The 12,663-nt window shown below is 64.6% G+C and carries 7 protein-coding genes; 4 read left to right on the forward strand and 3 right to left on the reverse strand.

All coding sequences use genetic code 11. The annotated features are described in order from the left end of the window. Positions 1-30 precede the first annotated feature (30 nt). Positions 31-3,678 (forward strand): pullulanase-type alpha-1,6-glucosidase, encoded by a 3,648-nt coding sequence (gene pulA / locus ACEUCR_RS10360; protein WP_408789956.1) that lies wholly within the window; start codon positions 31-33, stop codon positions 3,676-3,678. A gap of 190 nt (positions 3,679-3,868) precedes the next feature. On the opposite strand, the gene ACEUCR_RS10365 is transcribed toward pulA, so the two are convergent. Continuing rightward, on the reverse strand, positions 3,869-6,268 hold the full coding sequence (locus ACEUCR_RS10365) for a zinc/cadmium/mercury/lead-transporting ATPase (protein ID WP_408789959.1): 2,400 nt from the start codon (positions 6,266-6,268) through the stop codon (positions 3,869-3,871). A 256-nt stretch (positions 6,269-6,524) separates the two neighbouring features. Here ACEUCR_RS10365 and tpx point away from each other — a divergent pair, with 256 nt between their 5' ends. Next, a complete protein-coding gene (gene tpx, locus ACEUCR_RS10370) occupies positions 6,525-7,028 on the forward strand; it encodes a thiol peroxidase (protein WP_041995220.1) in 504 nt (167 codons plus the stop codon). Positions 7,029-7,133: 105 nt separating this feature from the next. On the opposite strand, the gene ACEUCR_RS10375 is transcribed toward tpx, so the two are convergent. Together ACEUCR_RS10375 and ACEUCR_RS10380 are read right to left on the reverse strand one after the other, a co-directional pair. After that, on the reverse strand, positions 7,134-7,664 hold the full coding sequence (locus ACEUCR_RS10375) for a hypothetical protein (protein WP_041995218.1): 531 nt from the start codon (positions 7,662-7,664) through the stop codon (positions 7,134-7,136). After that, positions 7,661-9,601 carry an alkyl/aryl-sulfatase gene (locus ACEUCR_RS10380; protein ID WP_408790118.1) on the reverse strand — a complete coding sequence of 647 codons (1,941 nt, stop codon included), beginning with the start codon at positions 9,599-9,601 and terminating at the stop codon, positions 7,661-7,663. Before ACEUCR_RS10380 ends, ACEUCR_RS10375 begins: the two co-directional genes overlap by 4 nt. Positions 9,602-9,822: 221 nt before the next feature. On the opposite strand from ACEUCR_RS10380, the gene ACEUCR_RS10385 reads away from it, so the two are divergent. Together ACEUCR_RS10385 and ACEUCR_RS10390 are read left to right on the forward strand one after the other, a co-directional pair. Continuing rightward, the gene (locus ACEUCR_RS10385) at positions 9,823-11,043 is read left to right on the forward strand and encodes a DEAD/DEAH box helicase (RefSeq protein ID WP_408790121.1); all 1,221 of its coding nucleotides are present in this window, start codon (positions 9,823-9,825) and stop codon (positions 11,041-11,043) included. 89 nt (positions 11,044-11,132) lie between these two features. Next, complete coding sequence (locus ACEUCR_RS10390; RefSeq protein WP_111874732.1) at positions 11,133-12,617, forward strand: alkaline phosphatase D family protein; 1,485 nt, start codon at positions 11,133-11,135, stop codon at positions 12,615-12,617. Positions 12,618-12,663: the final 46 nt, after the last annotated feature.

The raw sequence follows: 12,663 nt of genomic DNA on the forward strand, positions 1-12,663 counted from the left end.
CGGGACTCACACAGCGGGAATAATAAAAACATGGATATGAAGATGACCAAGGTGGCGCTGGTAACGGCCTCACTGCTGACCCTATTGTCCGGCTGCAACGGCAGCGGATCCGACAACAACGACAGTAGCGCCGATCCTGTGGCAAGGTTGCCGCAGATGGATCCACCCAAGGAGCTGCTGGTGGCAGGACCGAATGAAACGGTTGTCGCCCTGGTGGATACCCAGACGGCGGCGGCGCGCGGGACCACGGGTCCCTTCGCCAGCCACAGCCTGCACCTGTGGAACAACGACGCCTGCAACGCGACCTCGGCGGGCGGCCTCAATACCGGCTGGGAGGACGCCAGCAAGACCCCGGCGGCGGCGGACAGCTTCGGCCCGGCCTGGGTGGTGCCGCTTAGCAAGATGGAGGGCTGCATCAACTTTATCGCCCGGGATGGTGCCCTTGGCAACCTGACCGGCGCCGACATGAAGGTGATCTTCAGCGATCACCCGGATCGCACCGTGGCCATCGTCGCGGGCAAGAACGAGATCTTCGGCAGCCGGGCCGAGGCCTTCACCGCCGCCTTCGGCGTGGCGGGGGCCAGTGCCCACCTCATCGACGACAACACCCTGATCTGGCAAGGGGGCAAGGACAAGCCCCATGTGCGCCTCTACTACACAGAGTCAGGCACCATCACCGCCAACAGCGAGGGTGTGTTCGATTTCCCCTACCTCAAGCTGACCCCGACCAGCCTGACCGCAGAGCAGCAGGCCAAATACCCGCACCTCAAGGATGCCGCCGCCTTCGCCCTGCCTGCGGGGAAAGATCTCAAGCCCCTGCTTAAGGGTGAGCTGGTGGCCATCGGCACCGATGCGGACGGCATCCTGCAGGGGGCGACCCTGGTGCAGAGCGCCGGGGCCCTCGATGCCCTTTACAGCGAAGCAGCCACCAAGCTGGCCTACGGCGCCGTGGTGGAGGGGGGCAATGTCACCTTCCGGCTCTGGGCACCGACCGCCAGATCGGTCAAGCTGGCGCTGTTCGACGAGCAGCACAAGTCCCTCGGCGAGCGCGCCATGACACAGGACGAGGCCAGCGGCAGCTGGAGCCTGCAGGGGGGCAGCGATCTTGTCGGCAAGTATTATCGCTACGACATCCAGGTCTATCACCCGGTCAGCCGCAAGCTGGAATCCTATCAGGTGACCGACCCCTACTCCCTGAGCCTGGCGATGAACTCCGAGTTCAGCCAGGTGGTGGATCTCGACGATCCGGCCCTCAAGCCGGAAGGCTGGGACAGCCTGAAGGCCCCCCACAGCCAGAAGAACCCCGCCGACATCACCATCTATGAGGCCCACGTCCGGGATCTGACCGGCAACGACGACTCCACCCCGGCCGAGCACCGCGGCAAGTTCCTCGGGCTGACCGACAGCGACAGCGTGCCCGTCACCCACCTCAAATCCCTGGCCAGGAGCGGCGTCAGCCACCTGCACCTGCTGCCCATCTTCGACATCGCCACCGTCAACGAGGATCCGGCCAAGGTGGCCAACATAAGCGATGACTTCAGCAAGCTGTGCGAGGTCAATGCCGAGGTCAAGCAATCCAGGTTTGCCAGCCACTGCGGCGGCGGCCAGACCATAGCGTCCGTGCTGGAAGATCTGCAGGCCAGCGACAGCAAGGAGAACCCTGTGGTGCAGGAGCTGTACGGCTATCTGCGCGGGGTGGACTCCTTCAACTGGGGCTATGACCCCTACCACTACACTGCGCCGGAAGGCTCCTACGCCACCAATGCGGAGGGGACGACCCGGATCAAGGAGTTCCGCGAGATGGTCAAGGCCATCAAGCAGGACATCGGCATGAACCTGGTGATGGACGTGGTCTACAACCACACCAACGAAGCGGGTCTCGGTTCCAAATCCGTGCTCGACAAGATTGTCCCCTGGTACTACCAGCGCCTCAATCCGGAGACCGGTTCGGTGGAAAATTCCACCTGCTGCTCCAACACTGCGCCGGAACACGCCATGTTTGCCAAGCTGATGGATGACTCCCTGGTCACCTGGGCCCGGGACTACAAGATAGATGCCTTCCGTTTCGACCTCATGGGCCATCACCCGAAAGATCAGATGGTGCAGGCCCTGGCCGCGGTGAAGCAGGTCAATCCGGACATGTACTTCTACGGCGAGGGGTGGAACTTCGGCGAAGTGCAGGATGACAAGCGCTTCGTGCAGGCGACCCAGAAGCACCTGGCCGGCACCGGCATCGGCTCCTTCTCCGACCGGCTGCGTGACGCGGTGCGCGGCGGCAGCCCGTTCGACGGCGGCGATGCCATCCGCAAGACCCAGGGCTTTGGCAACGGCGCCTTCGTGCATGCCAACGAGGTGGACGGCGTCGATCGCGCCACCGCTCTGCATCAGTCCGATCTGGTGCGCCTCGGCATGGCGGGCAACCTCAAGGGGTTCGTGCTGACCGACAAGGACGGCATGCCGAGGGTGGGGGCCGACATCGACTACAACGGTCAGCCTGCCGGCTATGCCCAGGATCCGACCGAGGTGCAGAACTATGTCTCCAAGCATGACAACCAGACCCTGTTCGACATCAACGTCTACAAGGCGCCGCAAGGGGCCGATCTGGTGCGGATGCAGGGGGTATCGCTCGCCACCGCCATGCTGGGGCAGGGGATCCCCTTCACCCATGCCGGGGTCGAGCTGCTGCGCTCCAAGTCCATGGAGCGGGACAGCTACGACTCCGGTGACTGGTACAACCGGGTCGACTACGGCTTAAATGACAATAACTTCAACAAGGGGCTGCCGCGCAAGGACAAGGATGGCGACAACTACGCGCTGATCGAGCAGGTGCTCGGCCAGCACGCCAAGCCGGGCTCGGCCGAGGTGGCGCAGATGGTGAGCTTCTACCAGGAGCTCTCCGAACTGCGTCAATCCTCCCGCCTGCTGCGTCTTGGCAGCGGCGCCGAGGTGATCAAGCGGGTCGATTTTCGCAACACAGGGCCGGATCAGGTGCCCGGCCTCATCGTGATGAGCGTGGACGACGGGGTGGGCGCCGGTGCGGATCTGGATCCTGCCATCGACGGCCTGGTGGTGATGATCAACGCCACCAATGCTCCCCAGAGCATCGGCGACTTCCGTGACGGCCAGGATCTGCCCATCGATCTCGCCGGCATGGTATTGAGCCCCGCCCATCGCGGCAGCGGCAGCATCGCCAGCGGTGCCTCCTTTGCTAATGGTGAGCTGACCCTGGGCGCCTGGTCGGCGGCCGTGTTCGTCAAACCCCAGAGCGGAGTCCAGGGCGCGGGCCTGCCGGTGGGCAAGAAGACGGATCTCGGCACCCTGCCCCCCTTTGGCAGCACGGCTGTCTATCTGAAGGGGCTGCTCGGCGAATGGGGCGAGGTGAATCAGATGCACTTCACCAGCAACTTCATGTACGAGTTCACCGCCCAGGTGGCAGGGGATCAGCTGGGGAATACCGAGGTCAAGATTGCGGATGCCAGCTGGGGGCCGGTCAACTACGGCACCTGCAACGCCGCTGACAAGCTGGTGGTGGGCACACCCCTGACCCTGTGCGCCGGTGGCTCGACCGGCAACGTCGGGCTGGCGCTGGACAAGGCGGGCAGCTACAAGTTCGTCTTCACCGCCATGAGCAAGGAGAAGCCGACCTTGAGCGTCAGCTTCACCGCACCCACCCCGTAAGGGGCCCATGGCGTTCCCGGCTGGCTCGACAGCCTTCGCCTCGCCAGGGGCGGGATGACACAGACAGAGCAAGCAAAGCGCGACTGCCGACTGGCAGCCGCGCTTTTTCTTTTACGGGAATGGGGCTGAGAGGAAAAAGAAAAGCCGCCCCGATGGGGGGCGGCATTTGGTCAGGCCGTCATCGGATGGCTTATCGCTTTCGCAGCAGGCGCAGGGCGTTGGCGGTGACCAGGGCGGTGGCGCCGGTGTCGGCCAGCACCGCAATCCACAAGCCCGTGATGCCGAGCAGGCTGGTGACCAGGAAGATGGCCTTGAGCCCCAGCGCCAGGGCTATGTTCTGGTGGATGTTGGCCAGCGCCGCGCGGGAGAGCCGGATCATGGCGGCCAGGCCGCCGAGCTGGTTGTGGGTCAGGGCGGCGTCGGCTGTCTCCAGCGCCACGTCGGTGCCGCCTCCCATGGCGATGCCGATGCTGGCCCGCTTCATGGCCGGTGCGTCGTTGATGCCATCCCCAATCATGGCCACCTTCTGCTGCTTGGCCAGCTTGGCGATTTCCTCCACCTTGCCTTCCGGCAGCAGGCCGGCGCGCCAGCCCATGCCAAGCTCGGTGGCGATCGCCTCGGCGGCGCGGGGGTTGTCCCCGGTCAGCATGATGCTCTTGAGACCAAGCTCGTTCAGCCCTTGCAGCGCCGCAACCGCGTCCGGCCGGATCTGGTCGCGCAGCGCCAGCAGGGCGGCCGGGGCGGCGCCCGGCTGACCGAGCACCACTACCGTCTTGCCCTGTTGCTCCAGGGTGGCGACCTGGGCCTGCACCGCGGCATCCAGAGTGGTGGCCCGGCTCGGCGCCAGCAGCTGCCAGAGGGCGCCGTCGATGCGACCCTCCACCCCCATGCCGGGCAGGGCGCGCAGATCCCGGGCCGCCGCAAGGGCAAGGCCCTGCTCGCCGGCCGCCGTCACCACGGCGCGGGCCAGGGGGTGGTGGGAGCCCTGCTCGATGGCCGCCGCCAGTGCCAGCAGCTCGGCTTCCGATCGGCCATCGAGGCTCACCAGTTCGGTCAGCTGCGGCTTGCCCAGGGTCAGGGTGCCTGTCTTGTCAAAGGCGAGGGTATCTATATGGGCGAGGCGCTCCAGGGCGGCGCCCCCCTTGATGAGGGCCCCCTGCCGGGTGGCCGCCGCCAGGGCCGAGGTGACCGCCGCCGGGGTGGAGATGACCAGGGCGCAGGGGCAGCCGATGAGCAGCAGCGCCAGACCGCGATAGATCCACTCGTCCCAGCCCTGGCCGAAGGCGAGCGGCGGGACCAGCACCACCAGCAGGGCGACCAGCATCATGGCCGGGGTGTACCAGCGGCTGAAGCGGTCGATGAAGCGCTCGATGGGCGCTCTCTGGGTCTCGGCCTCCTCGATGAGGTGCAGGATGCGGTCGATGGCGTTGTTGCCGGGCTCGGACACCACCTCGAGGCGCAGCACCCGATCCGCCGCCAGACTGCCGGCGGGCACCTTGTCACCCTGGCGGCGCTCCACCGGGATGGACTCGCCGGTCAGGGCGCTCTCGTCAAAGGCGCCGAGGGGATCGAGCAGGCGGGCATCGGCCGGCAGACGGGCGCCCGGGGCGATTTCGATGATGTCGCCAGGGCGCAACATCTCGGCGGCCACCTCTTCCCGCACCTCGCCCTCGGCAGTGGTACGGATGCGCAGCGCCTGGTCGGGCACCAGGGCCATCAGGGCGGTGACCCCGGCCCGGGCGCGGCCGGCGGCGTAGGCCTCCAGATGTTCCCCCAGCATGAACAGCAGCAGCACCATGGCCGCCTCGGCGGTCTCCCCGAGGAAGAGGGCGCCGAGCGCCGCCACCGTCATCAGGGTCTCGATGGCGAAGGGGGAGCCGCTTCTGGTCAATGCCCACGCCTTGCGGGCGACGGGCCACAGGCCCCACAGCGTCGCCAGGGTAAAGAGCGGCTGACCGATCTGGCTCGGCAGCAGGGCCGCCACCCCCATCAGGGCGGCCAAGGAGAGGGGCTGCCAATATTTGCCAAGGAGCGTCATCAGGGGGCTGAGCCGTTTGTCATCGCGCTCTGTCGCCTGAGTGTTGCCCTTGAGCTGGAAACCGGCGGCCAGCACGGCGGCGGTGACGGGATCGGGGGAGAGGCCGGGGGCGAGATCCACCACCAGCTTCTCGGTGGCAAACAGCACGCGAGCCTGGGTGACACCCTCGACACGGTTGACGGCCGTCTCTATCTTGCGGGCGCAACTGGGGCAATCCATCCCCAGCACCTGCCAGCTGTGGCGGCGGTGGTTCTGCTCGGGTGCAGCCAGCGGCGGTTCGGTCGCGGCGGCCGCGTGGGCGTGATCATGTCCCTGCTCATGGTGATCGTGCGCAGTGTCGGTGGCGCAATCGCCTCTGGGGGGGTCTTCATCACCCGGGCTGTCTGCGACGCTTTGCCCCTGGTGATCGGGGTGGGTCGGGTTGGCCGAGCAGTTGGCCGCCGCATTGTCGCAGCAGTGGCTGGCATGGCTGTGCCCGCTCCGGGAGGCGTCTGCCTTGCTGACGGCCTTGATGGGGGCGGCATGGGAATGGCTGCAGCAGGATTTGCTCATGGTGCTTTCCTCTTGAGGGATCCCGCCCCTGCGGGATCCTGGATGACTGAACCCAGTGTAAACCTTGGTGTTAAGTCCAAGGTCAAGCCCTCTTCTCCCTTCGCTCGACAGGGAGGCGGTGCTCGCTTGCCAGTCCCCTGGAAAAGGAGCCGGGCAAAAAGGGTGGCAAATCCCTGCCATTAGCGGGTGTTTGTCATCCCGTGGCGGGCCTATACTGGGAACCCTGGATCCCACCCTCGATAATCAAGGACCTAACATGAGCAATACCGTCACCCTGCAAGGCAACCCCGTCTCCGTCTCCGGCCACTTCCCCGTTGCCGGCGAGCAGGCCAAGCCCTTCTCCCTGGTTGCTGGCGATCTGTCCGATGCGACCCTGGCGACCTTCGCCGGCAAGCGCAAGATCCTGAACATCTTCCCGAGCGTCGACACCCCGACCTGCGCCACCTCGGTGCGCAAGTTCAACGAGCAGGCCAGCGCCCTGAACAACGCCGTGGTGCTGTGCATCTCCGCCGATCTGCCGTTCGCCCAAGCCCGTTTCTGCGGCGCTGAGGGTCTGGACAAGGTAGTGAACCTCTCCACCCTGCGTGGCGCTTCCTTCCTGCAGGACTATGGCGTGGCCTTCTCCTCCGGCCCCCTGGTGGGCCTGGCTGCCCGTGCCATCGTGGTGCTGGATGAGCACGACAAGGTGCTGCACAGCGAGCTGGTGGCCGAAGTGGCCGACGAGCCGAACTACGCTGCCGCCCTGGCTGCCCTGGCCTGATAGGTCGCCAGCAAGGTCCTTGGCTTGAACTAAGCCAGGTGGCCGAAATAGAAAGGGCCCGCAACCTGCGGGCCCTTTTTGCATGTATCGGAGAGCGATGCTCGACTAGCTGGTTGCCTGGCTAAGGGCGCGATCCAGACTCTGCGAGAAAGCATCATCCGGGTCATCCTCGATCACCAGCAACCCAAGCTGTTTTGCCTGCGCGACAGAGAGCTGGCCAGACAGCAGTGCCTGGATGCCCGCCTCGCTGGTCAACATTATCCTGTCCTGCCTGGCGGGCCCCTCGGTGTGGGTCTGCAGCAGCAGACTCTCCTTGCCCCGAACCCTGGACCAGAGCCCCGAATCCACCAACAGGATGGAGACATTGCCCGGTAACTGACCATCCTTGAGCGAGCCTTTCAGCTGGTTGAGCCACTGGTAGCTTCGGCTGAACCCATCTGGACCGGTTATCTTGGGCACAGGGTCGAGCTTCCGATCCGAAATGGCTGCCGCCGTGGCCATGGCGACATCGAGGGAGCCCGGCCAACTCTGCTCGAAGGGGTTGGGGTAGATGGCATCGTAGCCGCAGGCCATGGCCAGGGGGACGGGCCCCGTGGCCATGGCGCAGAGCAGCAGTCTGACGGCGAGTTTGCTCATGGGGTCACTATGTTGAACCAGAAGTTGAACTTGTCCAGCATGCCGACGAACTCGCTGAACTTCTTGCTATCTCCGGTGATCTTGACCTGGCCGCTGGCGATCTCCTGCTCCAGAGTGGTCTGTCCAAGCTGGATATCATCCAGCACCTTCTTGGTCAGGGTCACAGTGGTATCCGGCTTGTCGGCATAGCGGGTGGTGTGGTTCAGCACCGCATTCTCGATATTCAGCGAGTGTTTCTCGTTGATATCCGTGAAGTCGATGTTGATGGTCATCTTCTTGCCTGCGGCCTTCTCCGGGTTCAGACGCACCGCCAGATAGTCGAACAGCATGCTGGGCGGCATGGCGCGAATGGTATCGGGTGATGCCGTGTTGGTACCACCTGCATTGGGTACGCCATTGCGCAGTTCATAGGCGCCCTGCAGGTAGACGGAACGCCAGGGGCCGGACTCGGCCTGATAGCCCAGCTGCTCCAGGGTATCGGCCAGCAGCAGCTTGCCTTCCTTGTTGTCGGGGTTGGCAAACACCAGATGCTTGAGCACCTCGGCGACCCAGCGATATTCCCCCTTGTCGAAGGAGGCCTTGGCCTTCTTCAATACCTCGGCTTCGCCCCCCATGAACTCTATGTATTTGGGGCCCACCATTTCCGGCGGCAAGTTGTCCAGATCGGACGGATTGCCCGAATACCAGCCCATGTAGCGCTGATAGATGGCGCGGCTGTTGTGGCGCAAGGTGCCGTAGTAGCCCCGGTTCGGCCAGAAGTTTTCGAGCTCAGGGGGCAGCTTGATCTGCTCGGAGATCTCCTCGCCCGTGTAGCCCATGTTCATCAGGCGTACCGACTGATCGTGGATGTACTTGTAGAGGTCACGCTGCTTCTTGAAGTAATCGACTATGTTGGCGTTGTCCCAGCGCGGCCAGTGGTGGCTCTGGAACTTGACCTCGACCTGGTCGCCCCAGGTCTCGATGGTTTCATTCAGATAGGTTGACCACTTCAAGGCATCCCGCACCTGGGCACCGCGCAGGGTCAGGATGTTGTGCATGGTGTTGGTGGTGTTCTCCGCCATCCACAGCGCCTTGTGTTGCGGGAACCAGGTGTTCATTTCGGCGGGCGCTTCTGTGCCAGGGGTCATCTGGAAGACCATTTTGACGCCGTCGATGTCGAGCGCTTCACCCGTCTTGGTGATCAGCTTGGTGGGCACTATCAAGGAGGGCACACCAGTGGAGACCGTTTGACCCAGACCGCCGTTGACACCGCCCTGGGCATTGCGGGGCAGCAGGGCGCCATACATGTAGATGGCGCGGCGCCCCATGGCATTGCCCGCGATCACGTTCTCGGAGACGGCATGTTCGGTGAAGCCTTCCGGGGCGATGATCTGCGCCTGCTCGCGTTCCTCCGGCGTGCTGAACAGGCCGGCGGCGCCACCGTAGTGGTCAACGTGACTGTGGCTGTAGATCACGGCCACCACAGGGCGCTTGCCCTCTTTCTCGTTGATGAAGGCCAGGGCTGCCTTGGCGGTGTCTGGCGAAATGAGCGGATCAAAGACGATCCAGCCTTTGTTGCCCTTGATGAAGGTGATGTTGGAGAGATCGAAACCACGGATCTGATAGATGTCGTCGGTGACCTTGAACAGGCCGTACTGCATGGAGAGCTGGGCGTTGCGCCACAGGCTGGGGTTGACGGTATCGGGGGCCGCCTTGTCCAGGCCAATGTAGGCCTTGTACCGCTCCAGATCCCAGACGACGTTGCCCTTGTCATCCTTGATGGTCAGGGTCTCTGGCTTGGCGATAAAGCCTCGCTCCGCGTCGGCAAAATCCTGCTTGTCGTTGAATGGCAGACTGGCCTTGACGGCCTCGTTCGCCTTGATGGTGCTCTCGGTGGCCGGTTTGGCATCGACCAGGGCGAAGGCCGTGCCCGGGGGCAGGCACAAGGCCGCAATCATCAGGGTCAACAGGCGTTTGGCTGGGGCTTTTGCAGTTGTCATCGATCTGACTCCTTGAGTGGAACAACCTGTTCACTCTAATGCAACCTTGTGGTCGTTTCATGTTTTCGCTGGTTTCGAATGACGTCTTGTTCAGGATGAGTCAAGAAAGCAGGTAATTTTTACTTATGGGGTCAGTCTGGCTAGACTTCGCCTCCCACTTCTTCCTGCCGCGTAGCCCCATGACCTTTAACGAACTCCACCTCGATCCTGCTCTGCTGGCCGCCTTGCCGGCCGGGCTGCACACCCCGACCCGCATCCAGCAACTTGCCATTCCGGCGGCATTGACGCGCCAGGATCTGCTGGCCCTGGCCCGGACCGGCAGCGGCAAGACACTGGCATTCGGCCTGCCACTGCTGCAGGGGCTGGATGCGGCGTCCGGCCGGGTGCAGGGACTGGTGCTGGTGCCGACCCGGGAGCTGGCGAGCCAGGTGAGTGCGGCGCTGCAAGGGGTCGCCGAGGCGCTGGGGCTGCGTGTCCTGACCCTGTGCGGCGGGGTGGCTCAGGAGCAGCAACAGGCCGAGCTGGCCCTGGGGCCCCAACTGCTGGTGGCGACCCCGGGGCGACTGCGGGACTTGCTGGCCCAGCGGCTGCTTGGCCTCGGCAAGCTGCGTACCCTGGTGCTGGATGAGGCGGATCGCCTGCTGGAGATGGGCTTCTGGCCCGATATCCAGTGGCTGATGAATGCCATGCCGATCGAGCGGCAGACCCTGCTGTTCTCCGCCACCCTGCCCCCCGAACTCGAGACCCTGGCCACCGGCCTGTTGAACGCGCCGGTGCGGGTGGAGGCGGATCCTCGCAACAGCGTGGCCGACGACATCGAGGAGCGGCTCCATCTGGTCAACAAGAGCAGCAAGGTGCCTGCGCTCATCAGCCTGCTCAAGGGGCAGGCGTGGTCCCAGGTGCTGGTGTTTATCAGCGCCAGGGACGATGCGGACGCCGTGGCCAGAAAACTTGCCAAGGCGGGCATAGCGGTGGCCGCCCTGCACGGCGAGAAGGATCAAGGGGCGCGGGAGCAGGCACTAACCGATTTCAAGGGGGGCAAGGTGCGGGTGCTGGTGGCCACGGATCTGATGGCGCGGGGCATCCACGTGGAGGCGCTGCCTGTGGTGATCAACCTGGACCTGCCTGCCAATGCCCCCGTCTATGTGCACCGCATCGGCCGCACCGCCCGCGCCGGGCAGAAAGGCCTCGCCCTCTCCCTGGTCTGCCACGGCGAGGCCGAGACACTCGCGGCCATCCGCACCCTGACCGGTCGCGCGCTGCCGCTGGAGGAGCTTGAGGGCTTCCCGGTGACAGACAAGCCTGCGAGCGGGGAGGGCAAGCGGGCGCCGCGGGACAAGCAGGCGAATCGCCGCACCCAGGCCAAGCGCAGCGTCAAGCAGTTCAAGGGCAGGAGCTAGGTCAAGGCCCATTGGCTTGCCCAGCTGGTCACTATCAAATCAGGCTCCCTTCGCTATGCTCCATGGATTTCACCATGGAGGGATGACGAATGACCCGTCTGGTAATGGGCCCCCTGCTGGGCCTCGAGTCAGAGACCGAATACAGCGTCTGTTTTATGGCAGAGGCCGACTGCAAGAGCGCGGCCGTGAGGATCAACGGCGAAGTCCTGGCCGCCAGCAAGCAGGCGGACACCCCGAAAGGGGGCTTCTGGCGGCTCGTCTGGCAGGCCAGTCCCAAGAGCAAGGCCGGCACCCCCGTCGACTACGAGATCCTGCTGGATCAGAAACCGGCGCACGATCTGGCGGGACACGATAAATGGCAGTTCTATCTGCCGGGCAAGAAGGAGCATGTGCGGATAGGCTACGCCTCCTGCAACGGCTTCTCCGATTTCAAGCTGCTCACCTCCACCCCGGCTCCCTACGCCATGTGGGACAAGCTGGCCGCGCAGCACAAGGCGCACCCCTTCTCCCTGCTGCTGATGGGGGGCGATCAGGTCTATGCCGACTCCCTCTGGACAAGCGTGCCGACCCTCAAGGCCTGGAACGAGCTGGATCGGGAGGAGAAGGTCAGGCGCAAGGCGACCCGGACCATGGTGGAGCAGCTCGACCGCTTCTATTGCGAGCTCTACTGCAAGCAGTGGGGACGCCTCGAGGTCGCCTTCATGCTGGCCCGGGTGCCGAGCGCCATGATGTGGGACGATCACGACATCTTCGACGGCTGGGGCAGCTACCCGGAGGATCTGCAGCGCTGCGAGGTCTATCAGGCCATCTATGCCGCCGCTGCCAAGTACTTCCGGCTGTTCCAGCTGCGCGGCGATGCCAACGGGACTCTGCTGGACAAGGCTCTGAATCATCACTCCTGGCGGCTCGGCTTTCGGGGCTACCAGATCCTGGCGCTCGACAACCGGGCCAACCGCACCCTGAACCAGGTGATGAGCCAGTCCCAGTGGGATCAGATCAACGGGGCCCTGGCGGCCTGTGACACGGGTCACCTGCTGGTGATGGCAGGGGTGCCCGTGGTCTATCGCGACTTCTCCTTCACCGAGGCGGCGCTGGATGCCACCCCCTGGGAGGAAGAGCTGACCGACGATCTCAAGGATCACTGGCGCGCCAAGTCCCATCAGGGGGAGCGGGCCCGCCTCATCATGCGGCTGCTGGACAACGCCAGGCTGAGGCGCCGGCAGGGTCAGCACAGCAAGACCCTGATCCTCTCCGGCGACGTGCACGTGGGCTGCCTTGGCGTCATCCAGGACAAGCGGGAGGGGGTGGTCAATGTGCACCAGCTGGTTTCCTCCGGCATAGTCCACCCTTGCCCCACCCAGTTCCAGTGGATGGGGATCCTCGCCATGACCAACGACGATCCCGAGTACCTCGACGAGAACCGGCTGATCCGCGCCGAGTTGCTCAAGCCGTTCGGCGCCCCCCTCTACCTGCGCACCCGCAACTTCGCCACCCTGCTGATGGGCAGTGACGACAAGCTGTGGGCAAACTGGCATTGCGAGAACGGGTTGGCGGCGAGCTACCCGCTGGCCTGACGGCCTGAACAACGTTAAGGGCCCATGCGGGCCCTTTTTTATGGCG

It is taken from the genome of Aeromonas bivalvium (genome assembly GCF_046078285.1).
Lineage (GTDB): Bacteria > Pseudomonadota > Gammaproteobacteria > Enterobacterales > Aeromonadaceae > Aeromonas > Aeromonas bivalvium.